The organism is Rhodopseudomonas palustris (assembly GCF_003591005.1).
Lineage (GTDB): Bacteria > Pseudomonadota > Alphaproteobacteria > Rhizobiales > Xanthobacteraceae > Rhodopseudomonas > Rhodopseudomonas palustris_K.
Genome location: NZ_QYYD01000012.1, coordinates 60,549 through 83,748, shown reverse-complemented (window position 1 = coordinate 83,748; position 23,200 = coordinate 60,549). Strand labels below are relative to the sequence as shown.

22 protein-coding genes and 2 riboswitches are annotated in these 23,200 nt (G+C 67.7%); of the genes, 7 read left to right on the top strand and 15 right to left on the bottom strand.

Annotated features, from left to right (window positions below; genetic code table 11):
* Positions 1-18 precede the first annotated feature (18 nt).
* From D4Q52_RS13280 to D4Q52_RS13240, 9 genes are all read right to left on the bottom strand, one after another.
* Positions 19-1,062, bottom strand: coding sequence for a 5-methyltetrahydropteroyltriglutamate--homocysteine methyltransferase (locus tag D4Q52_RS13280; RefSeq protein ID WP_210210139.1), 1,044 nt, complete (start codon positions 1,060-1,062; stop codon positions 19-21).
* Between the two features lie 34 nt (positions 1,063-1,096).
* Positions 1,097-1,966: a fumarylacetoacetate hydrolase family protein gene (locus D4Q52_RS13275; RefSeq protein WP_119857044.1), complete on the bottom strand. Its 870-nt coding sequence runs from the start codon at positions 1,964-1,966 to the stop codon at positions 1,097-1,099.
* Entirely contained in the window at positions 1,963-2,667 is a 705-nt protein-coding gene (locus D4Q52_RS13270) for a polysaccharide deacetylase family protein (protein WP_234831188.1), read from the bottom strand. Before D4Q52_RS13270 ends, D4Q52_RS13275 begins: the two co-directional genes overlap by 4 nt.
* Before the next feature lie 105 nt (positions 2,668-2,772).
* Complete coding sequence (locus tag D4Q52_RS13265; RefSeq protein WP_119857043.1) at positions 2,773-3,576, bottom strand: ABC transporter permease; 804 nt, start codon at positions 3,574-3,576, stop codon at positions 2,773-2,775.
* Between the two features lie 3 nt (positions 3,577-3,579).
* Complete coding sequence (locus D4Q52_RS13260; protein WP_234831187.1) at positions 3,580-4,386, bottom strand: ABC transporter ATP-binding protein; 807 nt, start codon at positions 4,384-4,386, stop codon at positions 3,580-3,582.
* Positions 4,365-5,120 (bottom strand): ABC transporter permease, encoded by a 756-nt coding sequence (locus D4Q52_RS13255; protein ID WP_119857041.1) that lies wholly within the window; start codon positions 5,118-5,120, stop codon positions 4,365-4,367. Before D4Q52_RS13255 ends, D4Q52_RS13260 begins: the two co-directional genes overlap by 22 nt.
* Before the next feature lies 1 nt (position 5,121).
* Entirely contained in the window at positions 5,122-6,087 is a 966-nt protein-coding gene (locus tag D4Q52_RS13250; RefSeq protein ID WP_119857040.1) for an ABC transporter substrate-binding protein, read from the bottom strand.
* 47 nt (positions 6,088-6,134) lie between these two features.
* Positions 6,135-6,851 carry a GntR family transcriptional regulator gene (locus tag D4Q52_RS13245; protein WP_234831186.1) on the bottom strand — a complete coding sequence of 239 codons (717 nt, stop codon included), beginning with the start codon at positions 6,849-6,851 and terminating at the stop codon, positions 6,135-6,137.
* 269 nt (positions 6,852-7,120) lie between these two features.
* Positions 7,121-8,344 carry a DUF3419 family protein gene (locus tag D4Q52_RS13240; RefSeq protein WP_119857038.1) on the bottom strand — a complete coding sequence of 408 codons (1,224 nt, stop codon included), beginning with the start codon at positions 8,342-8,344 and terminating at the stop codon, positions 7,121-7,123.
* A 143-nt stretch (positions 8,345-8,487) separates the two neighbouring features.
* Here D4Q52_RS13240 and D4Q52_RS13235 point away from each other — a divergent pair, with 143 nt between their 5' ends.
* The 7 genes from D4Q52_RS13235 to cbiB all read left to right on the top strand — a co-directional run bounded on the left by D4Q52_RS13235 (position 8,488) and on the right by cbiB (position 14,531).
* Positions 8,488-9,189, top strand: a complete 702-nt coding sequence (locus tag D4Q52_RS13235) for a class I SAM-dependent methyltransferase (RefSeq protein WP_119857120.1) — start codon at positions 8,488-8,490, stop codon at positions 9,187-9,189.
* Complete coding sequence (locus D4Q52_RS13230; protein ID WP_119857037.1) at positions 9,186-9,509, top strand: DMT family transporter; 324 nt, start codon at positions 9,186-9,188, stop codon at positions 9,507-9,509. The genes D4Q52_RS13235 and D4Q52_RS13230 overlap by 4 nt, the downstream gene beginning before the upstream one ends.
* Positions 9,510-9,559: 50 nt before the next feature.
* Positions 9,560-9,765: riboswitch (cobalamin riboswitch) on the top strand.
* A 74-nt stretch (positions 9,766-9,839) separates the two neighbouring features.
* Positions 9,840-10,913 (top strand): HoxN/HupN/NixA family nickel/cobalt transporter, encoded by a 1,074-nt coding sequence (locus D4Q52_RS13225; protein WP_119857036.1) that lies wholly within the window; start codon positions 9,840-9,842, stop codon positions 10,911-10,913.
* 4 nt (positions 10,914-10,917) lie between these two features.
* Entirely contained in the window at positions 10,918-11,946 is a 1,029-nt protein-coding gene (locus D4Q52_RS13220; RefSeq protein WP_119857035.1) for a FecCD family ABC transporter permease, read from the top strand.
* Positions 11,943-12,719, top strand: a complete 777-nt coding sequence (locus tag D4Q52_RS13215) for an ABC transporter ATP-binding protein (protein ID WP_119857034.1) — start codon at positions 11,943-11,945, stop codon at positions 12,717-12,719. Before D4Q52_RS13220 ends, D4Q52_RS13215 begins: the two co-directional genes overlap by 4 nt.
* A gap of 2 nt (positions 12,720-12,721) precedes the next feature.
* Positions 12,722-13,558 carry an ABC transporter substrate-binding protein gene (locus tag D4Q52_RS13210; RefSeq protein WP_119857033.1) on the top strand — a complete coding sequence of 279 codons (837 nt, stop codon included), beginning with the start codon at positions 12,722-12,724 and terminating at the stop codon, positions 13,556-13,558.
* Position 13,559: 1 nt separating this feature from the next.
* Positions 13,560-14,531, top strand: coding sequence for an adenosylcobinamide-phosphate synthase CbiB (cbiB, locus tag D4Q52_RS13205; RefSeq protein WP_119857032.1), 972 nt, complete (start codon positions 13,560-13,562; stop codon positions 14,529-14,531).
* Here cbiB and D4Q52_RS13200 read toward each other — a convergent pair.
* From D4Q52_RS13200 to D4Q52_RS13175, 6 genes are all read right to left on the bottom strand, one after another.
* Positions 14,504-15,991 carry a cobyric acid synthase gene (locus D4Q52_RS13200; protein ID WP_119857031.1) on the bottom strand — a complete coding sequence of 496 codons (1,488 nt, stop codon included), beginning with the start codon at positions 15,989-15,991 and terminating at the stop codon, positions 14,504-14,506. The two genes, cbiB and D4Q52_RS13200, sit on opposite strands and share 28 nt — an antisense overlap.
* Positions 15,992-16,307: 316 nt before the next feature.
* Complete coding sequence (cobO, locus tag D4Q52_RS13195) at positions 16,308-16,931, bottom strand: cob(I)yrinic acid a,c-diamide adenosyltransferase (protein ID WP_119857030.1); 624 nt, start codon at positions 16,929-16,931, stop codon at positions 16,308-16,310.
* Complete coding sequence (gene cobN, locus D4Q52_RS13190; RefSeq protein WP_119857029.1) at positions 16,928-20,683, bottom strand: cobaltochelatase subunit CobN; 3,756 nt, start codon at positions 20,681-20,683, stop codon at positions 16,928-16,930. Before cobN ends, cobO begins: the two co-directional genes overlap by 4 nt.
* A 135-nt stretch (positions 20,684-20,818) precedes the next feature.
* Positions 20,819-21,823, bottom strand: coding sequence for a cobalamin biosynthesis protein CobW (cobW, locus tag D4Q52_RS13185; protein ID WP_119857028.1), 1,005 nt, complete (start codon positions 21,821-21,823; stop codon positions 20,819-20,821).
* Between the two features lie 7 nt (positions 21,824-21,830).
* The gene (gene cobU, locus D4Q52_RS13180) at positions 21,831-22,364 is read right to left on the bottom strand and encodes a bifunctional adenosylcobinamide kinase/adenosylcobinamide-phosphate guanylyltransferase (RefSeq protein ID WP_119857027.1); all 534 of its coding nucleotides are present in this window, start codon (positions 22,362-22,364) and stop codon (positions 21,831-21,833) included.
* On the bottom strand, positions 22,361-22,810 hold the full coding sequence (locus tag D4Q52_RS13175; protein ID WP_119857026.1) for a DUF1636 family protein: 450 nt from the start codon (positions 22,808-22,810) through the stop codon (positions 22,361-22,363). The genes cobU and D4Q52_RS13175 overlap by 4 nt, the downstream gene beginning before the upstream one ends.
* Positions 22,811-22,933: 123 nt before the next feature.
* A riboswitch (cobalamin riboswitch) is annotated at positions 22,934-23,145 on the bottom strand.
* Positions 23,146-23,200 lie beyond the last annotated feature (55 nt).

The following is a 23,200-nucleotide window of genomic DNA, read 5'->3' as shown; positions in this document are numbered from 1 at the left end:
TTGCCTACCGCGTCGGCGTCAGCCGAGTTCGTCGCGCACCAGCCGGGCCGCGTCGCTCATCGCCTTCAGTTTGCCGAAGGCGGTCGCGCGCGGCATGTACTTCATGCCGCAATCCGGGGCGGGGACGAGCCGGTCGGCGGCGACGTATTTGAGGCCGTTGCGGATGCGGGCCGCGACGGTGTCGACGCTTTCCACTTCCGGGTCGGAGAGGTCGAGCACGCCGAGCATGATCTTTTTCGACGACAGATCCTTGAGCACGCCGAGATCGAGTTTCGGCTGCGCCGCTTCGATCGAGATCTGATCCGCGATGGTGTCGTCGAGTTCCGCCAGAAACGAATAGCCGGCCGGCTTGTTCGAGCCCGGCACCACCGCCGCGTAGCCGAAGCACAGATGCACCACGGTCGGCACCGTAATGCCCTGCAGCGCGCGGTTGATGGCCTTGACGGCGTAGCGCTTGGCGATCTCCGGATTGTTGCGCACCCAGGGCTCGTCGAGCTGGATCACGTCGGCGCCGGCCGCCTGCAGCTCGAGCGCTTCGGCATTGACCGCCTCGGCGAACGCCATCGCCAGCTCTTCCTCGTCGTTGTAGTATTCATTCTTGGCCTGCTGGCTCATCGTGAACGGGCCCGGCAGCGTGATCTTGGCGGCGCGGTCGGTGTTGGCGCGCAGGAACTGCATGTCGTGCAGTTCGACCGGCCGCGTCCGCTTCACCGGCCCGACCACGCGCGGCACCGGCGTCTTGGTGTTGCCGGTGCGGGCCACGATGATCGCCGGGTTGTCGCCGTCGACGCCGTCGAGCGCGGTGGCGAAGCGATTGGAGTAACTCTCGCGGCGGATCTCGCCGTCAGTGACGATGTCGATGCCGGCCCTCTCCATGTCGCGGATCGCCACCACCGTGGCGTCGTCCTGCGCCTCCGGCAGATGCTCGGCCGGCAGCCGCCACAGTTCGTGCAGCCGGGTGCGCGGCACCGATCCGGTCAAGAGCGCACGATTGGCGAGCCAGTCCGGCTGCGGATAGCTGCCGACCACGGTGGTGGGGAGCAGATGCGACGGCATGGGCATGCGGTGGTCCTTGTTGTTGTTATTATATTGAAGGTCAGGCCGCGCGGCTGGCGGCCACCGCGGTCTCGTCGATCACCGGGTTGCGCAGCGTGCCGATGCCGGTGATTTCGACTTCGACGACATCGCCGCCCTTCATCCACAGCGGCGGATTGCGATAGGCGCCGACGCCGCCGGTGGTGCCGGTGACGATGACGTCGCCGGGGGCGAGCTCGGTGAAGGTCGAGCAATAGGCGATCAGCGCCGGCACGTCGAACACGAGGTCCGAGATCGGCGCCTTCTGCACCTCCTGGCCGTTGAGCCGCGTGATCAGCGTCTGGCTGCTGATATCGGGCAGCTCGTCGGTCGTGACCATCCACGGACCGAAGCCGCCGGTGCCGGCGAAATTCTTGCCGGGCGCGAATTGCGAGGTGTGGCGCTGCCAGTCGCGGATGCTGCCGTCGTTGTAGCAGGCATAGCCGGCGACGTGGCCGAGCGCAGCCTCGCGGGCGATGCGGCGGCCGCCGCGGCCGATCACCACCGCCATCTCGCCCTCGTAGTCGAAGCGCTCGGACTCGAGCGGCCGGATCATCGGCTGACCGGCGCCGACCTGGCTGTTGGCGAAGCGGGTGAAGATCATCGGATGCGGCGGCGTCGGATGGCCGCTTTCGGCGAGGTGGCTGGCGTAGTTGACGCCGATGCAGAAAATCTTGTCCGGGTCCGGGATCGTCGGCAGCAGCTCGACATCGGCCAGCGCGTAGGCGGCGCGCTCGCCCGCCAGCTTGCGCAGCCGGTCGAGCGCGCCGGCCGCCAGCAACGCCTTCAGCGTCGGAGTGTCCATCAGCCGCTTGCCGGCGTCGACGATGCCGGCCTCGGTGACGATGCCGTAGCCGGCGCGGCCGGCGGCCTTGAAACTCGCGATCTTCATGAGGAACTGCCTTGTTCGATTGAGGAGACGTAAGCGTCAATGGGAAGCGCAATCGCGCCGCTGCGAATCGGCACGCAAGCGGGCGGAAACGCCTGATGGAAGCGCGCGCCCTCGGCCTCTGCTGCGTCGAGAAAACGCGGCAATTGAGCCATCGCGCCGGTCGGCAGATCGTGCAGCACGATCAGCGTCCATGGCTGCGCGCGGCATTGCGCGAGCGCGCGCTCGACCCAGCCATCCGGGTCCTCCCAATCGCGCGGGATCGCATTCCACAGCACGCAGCTGTGCTGATGCTGCGTCAGATAATCGACCACCGAGGGCTTCAGCAGCCGGTCATCGAGATTGCCGCCGCCGCCGAACGGCCGAAACCAACGCTGCGGATGCGCCAGCGCGCCGATCGCCGCCTGGGTCCGGCCGACTTCCGCTTGCGCGGTCTGCGGATCGGTCTGCTGGCCGAGCGGGACGCCATGCGTGTAGGTGTGGTTGCCGATCCAATGCCCCTCATGGTGCGCGCGCTCGGCGAGCTCCCGCCGCGCCGGATCGGCGAGCTTTTCGCCAATCACGAAGAAGGTGGTCTTCAGCCCGCGCTCGCGCAGGATGTCGAGGACGCGTGGCGTGACGTCGGGCTCGGGGCCGTTGTCGAAGCTGAGAGTCAGGTCGAACATGTTGAGAGACGTGCCTTCGAGTTCGTCATTGCGAGCCAAGCGAAGCAATCCAGGAGCTCAGTGCGCGGGTCTGGATTGCTTCGCTACGCTCGCAATGACGGGGCTGAGGGATGAGGATTTCGCTGCATGGCGGGATTTGCTCCCCTACGTTGTCGCCGGCTGCAGGCCGCGGCTGCCAAGGTCATCCTCGGCGGCCTGGCCGGCGCGGGTGCCGGTTTGCCAGATTGCGGCCTTGCGCTCGATCCAGCGCACGCCGGCGCTGAACGCGATGGTGATAGCCAGCACCAGCAGCACGCCGGCGAAGACATGTGGGCTGTCGAGCACGGTGCGATAGCGCGAGATCAGGAAGCCGATGCCGGCGGACGAGATCAGCATTTCGGACACCACGACGCCGACGATCACCAGCGCGCCGCCGACGCGAAGGCCGGACAGCACGGTCGGGATCGCCGCCGGGATGATGACGCGCAGCAGCCGCTGGCTCGGCGTCGCGCCCATGCTGCGCGCTGCCACGATCAGTTGCGGGTCGATGGTCTGGATGCCGGCCGCGGTCGACAGCATGGTCGGCAGCAGGCCGTAGATCGCCGCGAATGCGATCTTGGATTCCGAGCCGATGCCGAGCCACACGGTGAACACCGGATACAGGATCACCAGCGGCACGGCGTAGAGGCTGGAGACCATCGGCATCAGCAGGATGCGCGGCGTGCGCAGGCTGCCGATGATGGCGCCGAGCAGGATGCCGCCGCCGCAGGCGATGATCATCGCGATCGCCACCTCGTACAGCGTCACCGCCAGCGCGTGGCCATATTCGGCCGCGTCGGTCCAGCCCGCCACCAGCGTCTTTGACAGCGGCGGCAAAAACAGCTCGGCGACCAGGCCGCTGCGCGGCAGCAGCTCCCACATCACGATCAGCGCGAGTACGATCAAACGGCGAAGCGTGGCGGCGCGCATGGCTCAGGCCGACTTGCGGATGTGGCGCCAAATCTGGTCGCGCAGTTTGCCGAACGCATCGCCGCTCAGCATCTCGTAAGTCCGCGGCCGCGGCAGCTGCACCTGCAGGTGATCGACGATGCGGCCGGGGCGCGCCGACATCACGATAACTTCGTCGGCGAGATACACCGCCTCGGTCAGGCTGTGGGTGACGAACACCACGGTCTTGCCGGTCGCGGCCCAGATCCGCAGCAATTCGTCGCCCATGGTCATGCGTGTCTGCTCGTCGAGCGCCGCGAATGGCTCGTCCATCAGCAGCACCGGCGGATCCTGCACCAGGCCGCGCGCGATCGAGACGCGCTGCTTCATGCCGCCGGACAGCTCGTGCGGGTGGCGCTTGCCGAAATTCTCCAGCCCGACCAGCTTCAACGCGTCCTGCGCCTTGACGCGGCGCTCGGCCTTGGCGACGCCGCGCAGGCTGAGCGGGAATTCGACGTTTTCTTCCGCAGTCAGCCAGGGAAACAGGCTGGCCTCCTGAAACACGACACCGACGCGGTTGGGGTCCGGTTGGGTGATCGGCGCGCCGTTGATATTGATCGTGCCGGTGGTCGGCCGGCGCAGCCCGGCCATCATCATCAGCAGAGTGGATTTGCCGCAGCCGCTCGGCCCGACCAGCACGACGAAGCGCCCCGGCTTGATGTCGAGCGAGACGTCGTCGAGCGCGACGATGTCCTGCGACCTCGTCTTGAACACCTGCCCGACATTGCGGACGGCAATGGCGCCGGCGCGTGGCGCCGGTCGCAGCGGGGTCACGTTCGCCAATGGCTGCATCGTGTTTCCACCCATCTGATCAGTTCGTTGAACGTCATGGCGATCGCCGCGACCATCACCACGCCGGCGAGCAGCTGCTTCATCTGGAAGTTTTCGCCCCAGATCGCGATCTGATGGCCGATGCCGTCCGGTGAGGCGTACATCTCGGCGAGGATCACGCCGGTGAGGTTGAAGATCATCGCGATCCGCAGCGCCTCGAGCAGCACCGGCAGCATGCTGGGCAGATACACGCGGAGCGCGGTCTGCACCGGCGTCGCCCCATAGGAGCGCGCCACGGTGAGGTGCTCGACCTTGACCGACTCTACCGCCGTGGCGGTCGACATGATGACGATGAAGATCGTCGAGAAAAATCCGAACCCGACCTTCTGGGCGAAGCCGACGCCGAACACCAGAATGAACATCGGCAGGAAGATCGACTTCGGAATGCTGAAGGCAAAGAACAGCAGCGGCCGCGTCACTTCGCCGAAGTAACGGTTCTCCGCCATCAACAGGCCGATCAGCGCGCCGGCCGGCACGGCCAGCGCAAACGCAGTGATGACTTCGCTGCCGGTGACCAGCAGGTCCTTCTGCACGCTGGCGCGTTGCAACAGATCGAGCAGCGTCGCGAACGTCTCGGACGCCGGCGGCAGCAGCCGCGGGTTGACGAGGCCGGTGCGCGACAGCGTCTCCCACAGCCCCAGGATCGCGACGACGATCGCGATCCGCGTCAGCTGAATGGCGAGGGTGCCTGCCATGTCACGGCTTGGTCGGGACCGGCTTGAACTTGGTCGAGATCACGTCCTCGACCGGCACCAGATCCTTCAGCCCGCCGCTTCGCGCCATATCCAGCGACAGTTGCACCGCGGCCGGCACGTTGGCGGCGCTCATGCTGCCGTCGGTCTCGAGTTTCATGATGGTCTGCTCGTATTCGAGCGCGGCGATCTCGGCCGGCATCTCGTACAGTTCGGAGATCAGCTTGATGGTGACGTCACGGTTGCCGCGCATGAAATGCACCGCGCCGTACAGCGCGTTGAGGGCCTTCTGCACGACCTCCGGCTTGGCCTCCGCGAAGCGGTCGAGCACGATCCACCCGGCGGTGAGGTTCGGCGGCACAGCGGTGGCGTAGTCGAGGATGGTCTTGGCCTCGCCGGCCTTCGCGATCTGGAAGCTGAGTGGCGAGTACACTACGGCGGCGTCGACATTGCCGGCGAGCAGGTTGGGTACCAGGCCGCCGCCACCGACCGGCACGCGGTTGAACTCGACCTTCTTGTCCTGGATCGTCCACAGCGCCAGCAGGTCGGAGCCCGATCCGGCTGCGGTGATGCCGACCTTCTTGCCCTGCAGATCCTTGACGGTCAGCGTCGACTTGGCCGGCACCATCAGCTGCCAGCCGTAATTGCCCATCGTAGCGTTGCCGACGACGCGCGACATCACGCCCTTCTTGCGGCCGGCCGAGACCAGCGACGGAGGGTCAAGGATGATATCGGCAGCTCCGGCCGCCATGCCCTCGAAGGTTTCGGCGCCGCTGCGATAGATCGTCAGCTCGGCCTTGAGGCCTTCCTTCTCGAACAGCTTCTGCCGCACGGCGGTTTCGGCCACCGTGGTGGGCCAGAACGTCTTTGTGGGAAGGCCAACCCGGATGGTTTCGGCAGCCGTCGCAGGTCCGGCGAACAGAACCGCAGCGGCGAGTGACGACAGCGCCAGCCGGCGAGACATCTTCATGGTGTTTCCTCCCAATGTTGTTGGACGCCGGAGTTTTCTCCGGTCGATCAGTGCGCCGCGCTCACCTCCGCGATGCGAAAAGCCGCAAGCTCGACGAATTCCTTGGTGACGCTGAAATGCAGCGCCAGCGCCCGCACCGCCGCCTCGGCGTCGCGATCCAGCACCGCAGCCACGATGGTAGCGTGCTCGGCCTCGACATCGCGGATCTTGCCGAGCTCGCGCCGGATCGACAGCCGTCGGTAGCGTTCGCTCTGCTCGTGCAGCACGTCGCGAAAGCCGAGCAGCCATGGCGAGTCGCAGGCGCTCACCAGCGTGCGATGGAAGACGCGGTGACGGCTCATCCACTCGTCATGATGCTCGGAGCCGTCGTCCGGGTCGCGATACTCGACGGCCTTGAGCGCTTCCCACGACTGCTGCACTGCGATCAGCCAGCGCGCGTCGCCGAACTCGATCGAGCGCCGCAACGCAAGGCCTTCAATGTCGATACGCGTGCGCGTGATATCGGCGAGGTCGCCAAGTGAGACCGGCGCGACCCGGAAGCCGCGCTGATCCGAGGCTTGTACCAGGCCGTCGGCGGTCAGCCGTGACAGGGCCTCGCGTACGGCGGCGAGGCTGACTCCGAACTGCTTGGCAAGGCTGGCGATATTGAGCTTCTGCCCCGGCAGCAGCCGGGTCGCGAGAATGTCACCGCGGAGCCGCTCGTGCAACGCCGACGTCAGGCTCCGTGGCCCGCCGCCGACGGTCTCTGAAACGCGCAGTCCCATCCCGTTCATGCACGAAGAATGAACATCATACCGCTAAGCGTCAACCGAAATCGAAAATCGATTTTCGGCCGGCCGCCCGCGAAGGTCTCATCAACTAACTGCTAGTGATCTTGTGCAGCGCCGTAGTTGCGCTGCACGCGCTCACCAGGCTGCTGTTCGCTATGACGTCGATTCTCTTGCGGCGCGCATCCCGCGTGCTTCTAAAAAAAGTCCGGCCGTTAAGAGGTTTGGGAAGGACGACTGTCCGATGACGCGGCAAGCGTCGCCGGTCACACCGCACCAACGGATCGGCGTGCGTAGCAATGGAAACCGCCGTAGATGCCGGAGCGGTCGCGGTCGAAGCCGATCGCGCTGCGATCGGCGTCGCGCTGCCAGGCTTGTTGCAGCGGCGCCAGCGCTTCGGTCTCGAGCGGCGACTCGGCGCCGGCGGTGCGGAAGATCACCCGCACGGAGTCCTTGCCGGAGCGGTCGATCGCGTCCCACAGCGCGCGGATTTCATCCGGCGCCATCCAGTCCTGCGAGTCGAGCAAAACCACGGCATCGATTTGCCGGGCCGGCAGGCTTCCGAGAAACACCCGCAGATTTTCATGCACCGGAATGATCAGTCCGGCGCCCGATCGCATCTGCGCGTAGCGGCTCTTCTGCAGATACAGCGGCAGGCAAGTGTCGCCGGGTCCCGGATAGCGCCGGCTCAGCGCCTGCCAGGCGAAGTAGTTCGTCTCGTTCGGGTAGGCATCGATCAACCGCATCAAGCGCTGATGTAGCACCTCGTTGAGCGGCTGATCGCCGCCGAGCAGGTCGCGCTGCTGCGGCGGAATGCCGAGGCTGAACAACAATGCCGGCGTCCGGGTCAGCAGACGCGCAAACCCCGAATGGAACAGCCGGTCCACCCGGCGCAGCGCATTCTGCCGCTCCGGTGAGTCCGGGGTCGCTTCGAGCAGCGCCTTCAGATCGATCTTGGCGAATTTTGCCAACAGATGCGCGAAGCCGATGAAGCTGCCAAGTGCGCCGTGCCGATAGAAGCCGTCGGTGAAATAGCGATAGCGCGCCCGGCCACGGAAATCGCGTTCGTCCCAATAGTTGCGGGCGTCGCGATCGAGCTGCGGGCGCAAGCGCTGGCGATAAAGATCAGCATTGTCGTCCGCTTCGCCCTCGCCGAAGAAGCGCCAGAACTGCTTGTAGTCCGGCAGTGCCCGCAGCCCGGCAAGTTTCAACTTCAGCAGCGCCAGATGCGCTTCGTTGAGGTCGACCGCAAAGACTTGCGCCGGCTTGGCGGAGAGGTAGGACAGCGCGTTGCAGCCGCCGGACGAAATGGTGACGATGGTCGAGCCGATCGGGAGTTGCAGTGCAGCAAGATCCGCCTCAGGATCTTCCCAGATCTGGGTATAGACCAGACGGCGGAACCAGATCGAAAACAGTCGGTCCCAGATCGTCGACTCGCTGCGATCCTTGCTGTTGCGGACCGCGTCCGCGATCAGTTGCTGCGTGTTCATGCCGTCCTCGACTCGCTCATCGGTCGAGAATAGCCATGTAGCAATGCAGTTTTGCGACAGCCTGCAGCTCGATCTGTCATCACTGTGTCGTGGCAAAATCGGATGGAAGGCGGACGATTCTCCCTGCGCGAAGGGTGCATTTCATGACGATGATCCGCTCCGAATTCACGGTTGATCCGTCCTGGCCGGTCGATGCGACGACCCGCATGAACCGGATGTATCGCTATCAGCGACACATCTACGATATCACCCGTCGGTACTATCTTCTTGGTCGCAACGAACTGATTGCGGGCCTGGCGCCGCCGGCCGGCGGCCATGTCCTCGAGATCGGCTGCGGCACCGGGCGCAATCTGGTGACCGCGGCGCTGCGCTATCCGCAGGCCCGGTTCTATGGCTTCGACGTCTCGACCGAGATGCTGACCTCGGCGATCGGCGCGATCGCTCGCGCCGGCCTCGGCGGCCGGACCAAGGTGGCGCATGGCGACGCGACCAATTTCACCGCGCAAAGCGTGTTCGGTCAGGCGGTGGCGTTCGACCGGGTGATGATCTCCTACAGCCTGTCGATGATTCCGGACTGGACCGCAGTGATCGAGCACGCGATCGCCAGCCTGAAGCCGGGCGGGCAGCTCCACATCGTCGATTTCGGCGATCAGTCCGGGCTGCCGGGTTTCGCCCGTCGGGCGCTCCGCCGCTGGCTGGCGCTGTTCGGCGTCACGCCGCGCGATCAGCTGGAAACGACGCTGAGCCAGATCGCGGTGCGCATCGGTGCTGGGCTGACCTTCGACCGGCCGTATCGCGGCTACGCCCAGGCCGCGGTGCTGACCCTGCCGTCCCGCGCCACATGACCGGCTGGCTCGCGCTATTTGCCGCGGGCCTGATGGAGATCGTCTGGGCGCTCGGGCTGAAGCACTCGGACGGCTTCACCAAGCTCTGGCCCGCGCTCGGCACGCTGGTGGCGATCGCTGCCAGCTTCGGCCTGATGAGCATTGCGTTGAAGTCGCTGCCATTCGGCACCGCCTATGCGGTGTGGACCGGGATTGGCGCCGCCGGCAGCATCGTGGTCGGCATGGCGCTGTATGGCGAGCCCGCCAATGCGTTGCGCGTGCTGTGCCTGTCGATGATCGTCGCCGGCATGGTCGGGCTCAAGCTCAGCACGCCGGCGTGACGGCGCTGCGCTCCGACCAAGGCGGCGATTGACAAAACAGCCTCCGCCGCCTTTGATCGCGACGTTCAGGTGTGCCGGAGCGATCCGGTACAGGGAAGCCGGTGCGGGCGCTTCGATGGCGCCCTAAGCCGGCGCTGCGCCCGCAACTGTAGGCGGCGAGCGATCCTTCATCATGCCACTGACCCAACCGGGCCGGGAAGGCGAGGGAGCGCGACGACCCGCAAGCCAGGAGACCGGCCTGAGCCACGTCATCTTCCAGCGTGCGGTGCGCGCGGCTGGGGCGGTCCGCCGCATGGGTGACAGGAAGCTGCTCACCGTTCGGGGACTCTCATGTCAGACACACTCGCTCCTGCCGCCATCGCCGTCGCTCGCCCGGATGGCTTCCGGCTCCGGCTGTTTGCCGTGCTCGGCGGCCTGGTGGTCGCCAATATCGCCGCCTGGGCCTGGGCGCTCACCGCCTTCGCCGGCCAGCCGGTGCTGATCGGCACCGCTGTGCTGGCCTATAGCCTCGGCCTGCGCCACGCGCTCGACGCCGATCACATCGCGGCGATCGACAATGTCACCCGCAAGCTGATGCAGGACGGCAAGCGCCCGGTCGCGGTCGGCTTGTTCTTCGCGCTCGGCCATTCCACCGTCGTGCTGGTGGCATCGCTGGCGATCGCGGTGGCGGCCAATTCGCTCACCGAGCGGTTCGCCGGCTATCGCGAGATCGGCGGCATCATCGGCACCTCGGCGTCGGCGCTGTTTCTGTTCGCCATCGCGCTGGCCAATTTGTCGGTGCTGAGCGGCGTCTATCGCGCATTCAAGAAGGTGCGGGCCGGCGAGGCGGTGCACGACGACGATATCGACCATCTGCTGCAGCAGCGCGGCTGGCTGGCGCGGCTGTTCCGGCCGCTGTTTCGATTCGTTTCCAAGAGTTGGCAGCTCTATCCGATCGGGCTGTTGTTCGCGCTCGGCTTCGAGACCGCCAGCGAGATCAGCCTGTTCGGCCTCGCCGCCAACAATGCCGGCTCGATCTCGCATTGGTCGATCCTGATCTTCCCGGCGCTGTTCGCCGCCGGCATGACGCTGGTCGATACGCTCGACGGCGTGCTGATGCTCGGCGCCTATGGCTGGGCCTATCGCAACCCGGTGCGCAAGCTGTACTACAACATGACCATCACCTCGGTGTCGGTGCTGGTCGCCATCGTGATCGGCGGCATCGAGACGCTCGGTCTCGTAGCCGGCCGGCTGCATCTCGAAGGCGCGTTCTGGGAATGGATCACCGAGCTCAACGAAAATTTCGGCGCGCTCGGCTACGGCATCGTCGCGCTGTTTGTCTTGAGCTGGATCGTCTCGACCATCATCTATCGGCTCAACGGCTATCACCGTCTCGACGTCCGCCCGTCGGGCGCACAGGACTGAGCGGTTGAGCGCAGCCGGGTCTCATCACGTCTCGCGCGCGGCGGTCGTCACCGCCGCGCTGCTGCTGGCCGTCGCGCTGCTGGCGATCGGCTCGCTTGGCGTCGGCCCGGTGAAACTTTCGCCGCTCGCGGTGGTCGATGGTTTGATCGGCCGCGGCGGCGACGTGCAGCAGATCATCGTGCAGCAGATCCGGCTGCCGCGCGCGATCCTGGCGCTGGCGATCGGCGCGATCCTGGGGCTGTCCGGCGCCGCGCTGCAGGGGCTGCTGCGCAATCCGCTGGCGTCGCCGTCGCTGTTCGGCGCGCCGCAATCGGCGGCATTCGGCGCGGTTCTGATCATCGCACTTGGCTGGGCGGACGTACGTTCCTACGCACTGCCGGTCGCCGCGATCAGCATGGCGTTCGTCTCGGTGTTCGCGCTGCTGGCGGTCGCTGGGCGCGGCGCCAGCCTGCTGTTGCTGATCCTGGCGGGCCTTGCGATCTCCAGCCTCGCCGGCGCCGCCACCGCGCTGGTGATGAACTTGTCGCGCAATCCGTTTGCCAGCCTCGAGATCGCATTCTGGCTGCTCGGCTCGCTGGAAGATCGCAGCTTCCGCCACGTCATGCTGGCACTGCCGTTTATCGTGGTCGGTGGGGCTTTGTTACTCAGCCAGCGCGCCGCGTTCCGCGCGCTCAGCCTCGGCGAAGAAACCGCGCAGAGTCTCGGCGTCGATGTCGCGCGGCTGCGACTGATCGTGATCATCGGCGTCGCGCTCGGCGTCGGCGGCGCGGTCTCTGTGTCGGGCACCATCGGCTTCATCGGCCTGGTCGCGCCGCATCTGGTGCGGCCGCTGATCGGGCATGATCCGGCGCGGCTGCTGATCCCGAGCGCGCTCGCCGGCGCGGCGCTGCTGCTCGCCGCCGATATCGCGGTGCGGATCATTCCGGCCACTACTGATATCAAGGTCGGCGTGCTGACCTCGATCATCGGCGTGCCGTTCTTCCTGTATCTGATCGTGCGCGAGCGCCGCTCGCTGGGCGGAGGGCTCGGATGACCGGCTTTCTCACCGCACGCGATCTTCACGTCGCGCTGTCTGGCCGCGCCGTGCTGCACGGCGTCTCAGTGAACCTGACCAAGGGCCATTTGGTCGCGCTGGTCGGCCCCAATGGCGCCGGCAAGACGACGCTGCTACGCGCGCTGGCCGGGCTGATCGAGGCACGCGGCGATGTCAGCATCGCCGGTGATCTTCTCTCCACGCTGCCGTTGCGTGAGCGCGCGCGGCGGTTCGGCTATCTGCCGCAGGGCCATCTGGTGCACTGGCCGCTGCCGGTGCGCGACGTCGTTGCGCTCGGCCGCTTCCCGCACGGCGCCACCGATCCGGCGCGGCTGTCGCCCGTGGATGCCGGCGCGGTCGCGCGCGCGATGGCGGCGACCGATGTCGAGCCGTTCGCGGATCGCGTCGTCACCGAACTCTCCGGCGGCGAGCGTAGCCGCGTTGCCTTGGCACGCGTGCTCGCGGTCGAGGCGCCGGTGGTGCTGGCCGACGAGCCGACCGCCTCGCTCGATCCGCGCTATCAGCTCGACGTCATGCAGACGCTGCGCAAGGCCGCCGATGCCGGCACGCTGGTGATCGTGGTGACGCATGATCTCGGCCTTGCGGCGCGCTTTGCCGATACGGTGCTGGTGATGGCGGCGGGGCGGCTGGCGGCGCAGGGTACGCCGCATGACGCGCTGTCGGACGAGGTGCTGCAGCAGGTGTTCCGCGTCAGCGCCTATCGGGCGGACTATCAGGACAGCGGCGTGATCCTGCCGTGGGCCGGGGTCTGACGATGCGGGCGCGCCGCTGGTTCGTTTTCGCGGCGCTCGCCGCGTGCCTGCCATTGGCCGCGCAGGCGGCGCCGCTGCCCCGCATTGCGTCGATCAATGTCTGTACCGATCAGCTGCTGATGACGCTCGCCGATCCGGAGCAGATCCTCGGTCTCAGTCCCTACGCGCGCGACGAGGCGCGGTCGTTCTTGGCGGGCAAGGCGGCGCAGTTTCCGAAGCTATCCGGCGAGGCCGAAGACGTCCTGATACTGAAGCCGGATATCATCGTGATGGGCCGCTTCACCAAGCGCGCGACCCGCGAGATGCTGCAGCAACAAGGCCAGCGCGTCGTCGCGTTCGACGCGGCGCGCACACTCGACGAGGTCAAGGCGCAGATCCGCAAGATGGGTGAGCTGGTCGGCCATCCGGATCGCGCCGACGCGGCGAATGCGCGGATTGATGCGGCGGTGGCGCGGGCGCGGAAAGCCGCGTCCGACAGGCCGTTTCGCGTGCTGCCGCTGGAGCGGCGGGGTTGGGTGTCGGGAAGCGACAGCCTGATCAACTCGCTGCTGACCACGGTCGGCCTCGTCAACGCCGCCGGTGCGCTCGGCATCAAGCATGGCGGCTTCGCCACGCTCGAAGCGGTGGTGGCGCTGCAGCCGGACTATCTGCTGATCTCCGAGGACAGCGACTTCGCCGAGGACGAAGGCCGCGCCTTCGTGCTGCATCCCGCGCTCGAAAAGGTCTATCCTGCATCGAAGCGGATCGCGATTCCCGAGAAATTGACGGTGTGCGGCGGCCCGATGCTGGCCGACGCGCTCGACCGGCTCACCGACGAACTCGCACGCGTGGAGCGCTGAGATGCTGATCGATGCTGACGCCTTGCTGATCGTGCTCGTCGCGCTCTTGATCGATGCGCTGATCGGCGATCCTGACTGGCTGTGGAAGCGGATGGCGCATCCCGTGGTGCTGATGGGCGCGCTGATCGGCCGGCTCGATCGCGCCCTCAATCGCGACGCCTGGTCCGAAGGGCGGCGGAAGCTGGCTGGTATTCTGGTGGTGGTTTTGCTTGTCGTGCTGTCGGGCGCGATCGGTTTCTTACTTCAGGCACCCTTGAGGCAAACCTGGGGCGGCTGGATTGCGCTCGGCTTGCTGGCCTCCACGCTGATCGCACAGCGGAGTCTGTATCAACATGTCGCCCGGGTCCGCGATGCATTCGCCGAGGGCGGGCTCACGGCGGCGCGCGAGAAGGTGTCGCTGATCGTCGGGCGTGATCCCGAGGTGCTGGACGAAGTCGGGGTGTGCCGCGCGGCGATCGAATCCTGCGCGGAGAATTTTTCCGACGGCGTGGTGGCGCCGGTGTTCTGGCTGGCGCTGTTCGGGCTGCCGGGGCTCTTGATCTACAAGATCGTCAACACCGCTGATTCGATGATCGGGCATCTGACGCCGACGCATCGTTCGTTCGGCTGGGCGGCGGCGCGGCTCGATGATGTGCTGAACCTGATCCCGGCGCGATTAGCAGGGCTACTGATTGCCGCGGTGGCGCCGGTGGTCGGCGGCTCGGCCAAGCAGGCGTTCGCGGTGATGCGCCGCGACGCAAGCAAGCATCGCTCGCCGAATGCCGGCTGGCCGGAATCGGCGATGGCAGGCGCGCTTGGCGTCGCGCTGGCGGGGCCGCGGGTCTATGGCGGTCAAGTGGTGGACGATCCGCCGCTCAATGCCGAAGGCCGCGTCGCCGCGACGCCGGCCGATATCGGCCGCGCGCTGCGGCTGCTCCTTGCCGCCTGCGCGCTGCAGGGGCTGATCTATGCGGCGCTGGCGTTGGTGCTGTGACGCGTCCGCGCGATCGCCAGCATCGCATCGACATCGAGATGCGCCTCGAGGTGATCGGCGAGCGCGTCGAGTGCGTTTTCAACTTGTGAGTCATAAGCGAGTTGCGACGCGATGCCGAGGCCGGCGAGCCAGGCCTTGCGAAACGCGTCGTTGGTGAACAGGCCGTGCAGATACGTGCCCTGCACGCGGCCGTCGCGCGAGATCGCGCCGTCGGGACGGCCGGCGATGGTGACGACCGGGCGGGCGCAATCGGGGCCGGAGCTGCGGCCGAGATGGATCTCATAGCCCTCGACCGGCGCGCCGGTGGCGCTGTGGGTGCCGCTGACCAGCGTGGTCGATTTGTCGCCCTGCATGATCGTGGTGATATCGAGCAGGCCAAGGCCATCGACCGTGCCGGGCGTACCGTCGACGCCGTCGGGATCGGCGATGCGGCGCCCGAGCATCTGATAGCCGCCGCAAAGCCCGAGCAGATGGCCGCCGCGGCGGACATGCGCGGCGATATCGATGTCCCAGCCCTGCGCGCGCAGGAAGGCGAGGTCGCCGAGCGTCGATTTGCTGCCCGGAATGATCACCACGTCGGCCTCGGCCGGGATCGGCGAGCCGGGCGGCACGAAGATCAACTTTACGCCCGACTCGAGGCCTAGCGGGTCGAGGTCGTCGAAGTTTGCGATCCGCGCCAGCATCGGCACGGCGATGACGCGCTTGGCGTCGGACGCGCGGGCGCGATCGAGATCGACGGCGTCTTCGGCCGGCAGCAGCGCCGCGCTCGGTAGCCACGGCACCACGCCGAGCGACGGCCAGCCGGTGAGGTCCGTGATGGCGACGAGGCCATTGTCGAACAGGCTGACGTCGCCGCGGAATTTGTTGATCAGATAGCCTTTGACCAGCGCGCGTTCGTCGTCGTTCAGCACCAGATGCGTGCCGGCGAGGCTCGCGATCACGCCGCCGCGCTCGATGTCGCCGGCAATGACAACGGGAACATTTGCGGCCTGCGCGAAGCCCATATTGGCGATGTCGCCGGCGCGCAGATTGATCTCGGCCGGCGAGCCGGCGCCTTCGATCAGCACGATGTCGGCGTCCTGCGCCAGCCGCGCGAAACTATCCAGCACATGCGGCAGCAGCGCCGCCTTTTTGTCCAGAAAGTTGCGCGCGCCGAGCCGGCCGAAGCGCTGGCCCTGCACGATCACCTGCGCGCCGGTGTCGGTCTCGGGCTTCAGCAGCACCGGGTTCATGTGCACGGTCGGCGGCAGCCGCGCGGCGCGCGCCTGCACCGCCTGCGCCCGCCCGATCTCGCCGCCGTCCACGGTGACGGCCGCGTTGTTCGACATGTTCTGCGGCTTGAACGGCGCAACGCGTAGTCCCCGCCGCACCAGCGCTCGGCACAGCCCCGCCACCAGCGTCGATTTGCCGGCGTTGGAGCAGGTGCCTTGGATCATGAGCGCGGGGGTGACCGTCTTCATGCGGAGCACCGCCGCAGCGAGATGCTCGGAGCGCTCCCTCTCCCCGCGTGCGGGGAGAGGGCTGGGGTGAGGGGGCTCGTCCGCGAGACCGAGCGCAGCGATTCGTGGAGAAGCCCCCTCACCCGGATCGCTTCGCCATCCGACCTCTCCCCGCCAGCGGGGAGAGGTGAGGAGGCCGCGCCCTGCTGCGTACGCCGTGCCTGGGGCTCACCCCACCCCGGCGTGTACCGCGCTTCGCGCGCTACGCGCCGACCCTGCCCCTCCAGGGGAGGGTGAAGAGGGCGCCCCGGAATGACGAACGATAGGTTGGCGGGACTCAAAACTCCACGCCCTTCTGCGCCTTCACGCCGCTGCGGAACGGGTGTTTTACCAAGGTCATCTCGGTCACAAGATCGGCGATCTCGATCAGCGCCGGGTTGGCGTTGCGGCCGGTGATGACGACGTGTTTGCCCGGCGGCTTCTCGTCGAGCAGGAAGGCGATCACTTCGGGCATCGGCAAGTAATCGTAGCGCAGCACGATGTTGAGTTCGTCGAGCAGCACCATGCGGTGGTGGTCGTCGCGGATCAGCTCCTTCGCGCGCTCCCAGCCGGCGCGGGCGGTGGCGATGTCGCGTTCGCGGTCCTGGGTTTCCCAGGTGAAGCCTTCGCCCATGATGTGCAGCGTCACCAGTTCGGGAAATTTCGCCAGCAGCTTGGCCTCGCCGGTGTTCCACTTTTCCGACTTGGTGAACTGCACCACCGCGACCGGCATCTCATGGCCGATATGGCGGAACACCATGCCGAGCGCGGCCGAGGTCTTGCCCTTGCCGGTGCCGGTGTGGACGATCAAGAGGCCCTTGTCGTCCGACATGCCCTCGAGCTTCTTGTCGTGCGCGGCCTTGCGCTTCTTCGCCTTCTCGGCGTGGCGGGCGTTGTCGTCGCGCTCGGGGGCGGCGGTCATGCGATTTCCTTGGTGGTGAGTTCGGCGAGCAGATCGGGCGCGCGGTTGGAACGCGGCATCCACAACCCGCGGCGGATGGCTTCGGCGAAGCGCTCGGCGATGTCGCGCAGCGCCGCCGGATTGGCGCCCTGCAAGAAGTCGCGCACCGTCTCGTCTTCGAGATAGGCGGCGAACAACTGATCGAAATGATGCGGCGCGACCGCGTCGGTCGAGGCGGCGAAGCCGAACAGATAGTCGACCGTGGCGGCGATCTCGGACGCGCCCTTGTAGCCATGGCGCATCACGCCGGCGATCCATTTCGGATTGGCGGCGCGGCCGCGCACCACGCGGCTGATCTCGTGCGCCAGCGTCCGCGGCTGCGGCGCTTCGGGGCGCGAGGTGTCGACATGGGCGATCTTCGGCGCCGCGCCGCTTAGCGTCTCGACCGTCGCGGCGAGGCCGCCGATGAACTGATAGTAATCGTCGGAGTCGAGAATATCGTGCTCGCGGTTGTCCTGCGCCTGCGCGACAAGCTGGGTGGTCTGCAGCCGCGCCGCAAAGCCGTCACGCGCCTCGTCGCCATCGCGGCCGGAGCCGTAGGCATAGCCGCCCCAGGCGAGATACGCGTCGGCGAGTTCGCCGCGTGTCTGCCAGCCGCCGTCGTCGATCAGCGCCTGCAGCCCCGCGCCGTAAGCGCCGGGCTTGGCGCCGAACACGCGGTCGGCTGCCTGCTGCCGCGCGCGCTCCGGGGCGTGCCCGGCCTTGATCAACTCGTCGACGCGGGCGCGGACATGCGCGGCGATCGGATTGGCGTCGTCCGGCTCGTCGAGCGCCGCAATCGCCGCTGTCGCGCTGGCGATCAGGTCCATCTGGGTCGGGAAGGCATCGCGGAACAGGCCGGAGACCCGGAAGGTCACGTCGACGCGCGGCCGCTTCAGTTCGGACAGCGGCACGATACTGAAGCCGGTGACGCGGCCGGTGGCGTCCTCCCAGCTCGGCCGCGCGCCGATCAGCGCCAAGGCCTGCGCGACATCGTCGCCGCCGGTGCGCATGTTGGCGGTGCCCCACGCCGACAGCGCGATCGAGCGCGGCCACTCGCCTTCGCTCTGCCAATAGGATTCGACCAGTCGCTCGGCCGCCAGCGCGCCGATCCGCCAGGCCGACGGCGTCGGCACCGCGCGGGTATCGACCGCGAAGAAATTGCGTCCGGTCGGCAGCACGTCCGGCCGCCCGCGCGTCGGCGCGCCGGACGGGCCGGGGCGGATGAAGCGGCCGCTGAGGCCTCGGAGCAGGGCGGATCGTTCGGCATCGCCGGAGGCATCGATCGCGGGGAGGAGCGAGGCGCCGATCCAGTCGAGCACGGGCTGGGCGTGCGGCCAGCGCTCTTCACCCTCTCCTCTCTCCAACAAGGGGAGAGGGGTGGGCTGTGCTCGGGGAAGGGCTGAGACCAATCGAGATGCAAGGAGCTCGACGCGTTCGACGGTGTCGCCATTGGTGCGCCAAGGACGATCGCTGAGGGCGGCGAGCATCTCAGGGCGCGGGCCGCTATAATCCGCAGCCAGATCGCGCGTCAGCGGGTCGAACGGGCCTCCTTGCGCATCGGTGAGCCCAAGATCCAGCGCCAGCGCGCGGTGCAGCGAGGCGTCTTGTGGCTTCAGGTCGGAGCGCGGCAGCCTCGCGATCGAGACTAACAGCTCGTCGCGCTGTGCCGACTTCGGCGTGCGGCCGAAGATGTGCAGGCCGTCGCGGATCTGCATCTCTTTCAGGTCGCACAGATGCGCGTCGATGGCGCGCAGCGCATCGAGCGTCGGCGTGTCACGGCCGATCGCCACATCCGCGTCGAGCCGCGTCGCGCGCGCCAGCGACAGGATGTCGTCGGCGATCGCGTCGGCGCGCGTCGGGTCGAGGTCGGCGGCGAGGGCGTATTCGTCGACCAGGCCTTCCAGCCGGGCCATCTCGTCGTGCAGTTCGGCGCGGGTCAGCGGCGGCGTCAGATGATCGACGATCACCGCGGCGGTGCGGCGCTTGGCCTGGATGCCTTCGCCGGGGTCGTTGACGATGAACGGATAGAGATGCGGCAGCGGGCCGAGCAGCGCACTCGGAAAACAGTCGCGCGACAGCCCGGCGCTCTTGCCCGGCAGCCATTCGAGATTGCCGTGCTTGCCGAGATGGATCACCGCATGGGTGTCGAAGGCGCCGCGCAGCCACAGATAGAAGGCCAGATAATGATGCGGCGGCGGCAGGTCCGGATCGTGGAAGCTCGATTTCGGATCGATGGCGTAGCCGCGCGCCGGCTGCACGCCGACCAGGATGTTGCCGAAGCGATGTAGTGCGAGCCGGAAGTTGCCGTCCGCGACGTGCGGATCAGCTTCGGGCCGGCCCCAGCGCGTTTCGACCGCGCGGCGCACCGCGTCCGGCAACATCGCGAATGCGGCCTTGTAGTCGGCGACCGGCCAGCTCACGCCGCCGGGCCGCTGCTCGCGTGCTGAAAGCTCATTGGTCGGGCCGCGCTGCAGGATCTGCATCAGCTCGGCCGCATCGGCCGGCAGCGCGCCGGTGTCGTAGCCGTCTTCGCGCAGCGCGTAGAGCAGGTCGTGCAGCGATTGCGGCGCGTCGAGACCGACGCCATTGCCGAGGCGACCGTCACGGTTCGGATAGTTGGCGAGTACGATGCCGACGCGCCGTTTGCGCTGCGGCAGCCGGCGCAGCCGCACCCAGGCCTTGGCGAGATCGGTCGCGGCGTCGATGCGATCGCCGAGCGGCTGATACACGGTCGGCGCGTAGTCGCCCTCGTCGCCGCCGCGCTGCTTGAACGCGACCGCGCCGGCGAAGATGCGGCCGTCGACTTCCGGCAGCACGACATGCATCGCCAGGTCGCGCGGGTTAAGGCCGCGGCTGGATTGCTCCCAGCTGTCGCGGCTGACGCCGGCCTGCGCGATCTGCAGGATCGGGCAATCCGCCGTGGCGAGGATGCCGGAGTCGTCAGAAGCGGTCGCCGTGGCGAAGGCGGTGGCGTTGAGGATCACGTCGGGCGGATCGGCGGCGAGCGCGCTGCGCAGGAACGCGATCGAGCGCGCGTCCTTCAGGCTGGTGACGTGGAGACACGCCGCATCGAGCCCTCGCGCCTCCAGCGCCGCGCGCAGCGCTGCGATCGCCGCGGTGTCGCCGCTGGCCACCAGCGCCCGGTAGAAGATGATCAGCGCCCGGCTGCGCCGCGCCGGTTGCGGCTCCGCGGGCCAGTAACCGGCGGCCGGCATCGGTCGCGGCGGCGGCGGCGCGTCGTCGCGCAGGATCATCCAGGCGGCGTAGCGCAGCGCCAGCCGCAGATTCTCGACACCGCCTTCGGTGCAGTAGCGCCACAGCGCATGCGCGTCATCGAGATCGGCATTGCTGCGCGCCGCAAGATCGGCGTTCCAGGTGAGTTCGCCCGGGATGCAGACGAACAGCGCGCCGCGCGCGAACGCGTCGCGGCGCAGGCTCTCGACGCCGTGCGGCCAATACGCCTCGCCGCCGAGCATGCGCAGAATGACGATCTTGGCTTTGGCGAGCGTGCGCTCGACATAGAGATCGACCGACGCCGGATGGCCGAGCGCCAGCAGATTGGTCAGGCGCAGGCTGGGGAAGTCAACGGGAAGTTCGGCGCGGGCGGCGGCGAACGCCGCGAGGTCGGTGTCGGCGGCGGATAGCACGACGATCTCGGCTGGCTCCTGCCCCAGATCGCGCGCGACGTCGCCGTCGTCGATACTGGCGCTGGCGTCGAGCTTCAGGTGCATAGGATGCACCTCAGTTGCTGACGCCCCGCGCTCTCCCCGTCATTGCGAGGAGCGAAGCGACGAAGCAATCCAGCTCCGGATGCGGAGCCTCTGGATTGCTTCGCTTCGCTCGCAATGACGCGGAGAGGCATCGGACTAACCAGTAAGCGCCCGGCGGGCGGCGTCGGTGTCAAAACCCTTCAGGCCGATCACCACGAGATGGTCGGCACGGGCGGCGTCGGGGCGGGCGAAGGCGAGGTCGACGCGGGTGCCGACGGCCTGTACCACCACCGGCGCCGGCTTGCCGGCGATGCGGCCGTGGCCTTTGACGCGCAGCACGCCGTCGAGCCCGAGCGCCGCATCGATCCGGCTACGCATCGCATCCAGCGTGTCGGCCGGCTGCGGCGTCACCACGATCGAATCGAAATCGTCGTGATCGTGCTCTTCGCCTTCGGGGTGATGACCCGTGCGGGACGCGAGGTCGTCCTCCGCAGCAGAGTCGAGGCCGATCAGCACCGATGGCGCCAGTTCGCCGTGCGAGCGGATGATGCGGACGTTGGGGCGCAGGCGCGTGGCGAGCTTTGCTTCGAGCGTGTCCAGCTGATCAGGCGCAACCAGATCGCTCTTCGACAGCACGACGAGGTCGGCGCAGGCGAGCTGATCCTCGAACACTTCCTCGATCGGATCATCATGGGTCGCATCGCGCTTCGCCTTGGCGGCGTCGTCATCGAGCGGGATGCGGCCTTCGCTCAGCGCCAGCGCGTCGACCACGGTGACGACGCCGTCGGCGGTGGCGCGGGTCTTCACCGCCGGCCACGCGAACGCCTTCAGCAACGGCTGCGGCAGCGCCAGCCCTGAGGTTTCGATCACGATCGCGTCGAGCGGGCGGTCGCGGTTCAGCAGCTTCTCCATGGTCGGAATGAAATCGTCCGCCACCGTGCAGCAGATGCAGCCATTGGTGAGCTCGACGATATCGTCCGGCGTGCAGGCGGCGTCGCCGCAATCCTCGATCAGTCCGCCGTCGAAGCCGGCGTCGCCGAATTCATTGACGATCACCGCGATGCGGCGGCCGTTCGATTGAGTGAGGAGCGAACGCAGCAGCGTGGTCTTGCCGGCGCCGAGAAAGCCGGTCAGCACGGTGACGGGAATGCGGGTCGACATCGATGACTTACTCCGGCTGCGGACGCTTCAGCCACAGCGGCAGGCCCGCGGCGACGAACACGACTTGGGGGACGGTGGCGGCGACGATCTGGTTGAGGCGGCCCTGCGCGTCGCGGAAGGCGCGCCCGAGCGGCGTCTCCGGCACCAGGCCGAGGCCGACTTCGTTGGACACCAGCACGATCGGCGCGGTAGCGACGCCGAGATAGCGCGTCAGCCGCTTGGCCTCGACCTCGGGATCACGGCCGGCTTCCATCAGGTTGAACAGCCAGAGCGTCAGGCAGTCGACCAGCACGGCACGGCCGCGGCCGGCCTCGCGGGTCAGCGCGTCGACCAGCGCCAGCGGCTCCTCGACGGTGGTCCAGCCGGAAAAGCCGCGGCGATTGCGGTGCTGCGCGATGCGGTCGGTCATCTCGCCGTCGCTGCGTGTCGCGGTGGCGAGATAGATCTTGGTGAGGCCGCTGCCGGCGACCAGCTTTTCGCCGAACACCGATTTGCCGGAACGGGCGCCGCCGAGCACCAGCGTGGAGACGAGGGCGGTCATGTCGGGGCGCGTCCGTCGTCGGGCGACCAGCCGAGCGGCGGCAGCCGCGTGACCATGCCCTTGCGCAACACCTCGGCGCGCTGCCGCCACGGCACCAGTCCGTAGGGACTTTGGCGATAAGCCTCGGCGAACGCCGCCACCGCCGCAACGGCGGTTTCCGGGAGCAGATCGCCGAACACAAAACTGTAACCGTCCGCGCTCGACACCGCGACGGTGGTGGGCCGCTTGCAGACGCTGAGGCACTGCACCGGCCGCACCCCAACGTCGGCGGTGTCGCCGAGCGCGGCGCGTATCGCCTCCAGCATCGGCGCGCCGGCATTGAGGCCGTCGGCGGATTTGCAACTGACGCAGACGCTGATCACCACCGGCCCGGTCGGCCGCGGCGTCTCGTCGGCGTCGCCGCCGACGGGCGTGCTATTCGATTGATCGTTGGCGCTGCGATCCATGCCCTTGCTCTCGGCTGCGCCGTTGGCGCCTAACAGCTTCGAGCTTTGTCGGATTGCGCGAGGTGACAAGCAGGGCGTCACCGGGCTGCTTTCCGTCCGGTGCACCCCGCCCCGACGCCGTCCAAAGCACTGTTGCCGATGGCAGGTCTCCTGGCTCGCGAGTCGCTGCCCTGTCGCCGCCTTCCCAGAGTCCTGTTGTCAGGATTGTCCCAGTGGCAGAGGCGCGGGCTCGTCGCTTACAGTTGCGGGGGCAGCACCGGGATAGGGCATCGATCGCCCGCACCGGATTCCCTTTTCACCTTCCTGGCGGAAGGACCATCATCCGGCACGGTATCTGCGGCCATCGGCCGGGTCAACCGCACGGAAGGTGGAGTTGACGGCATCGCCGAC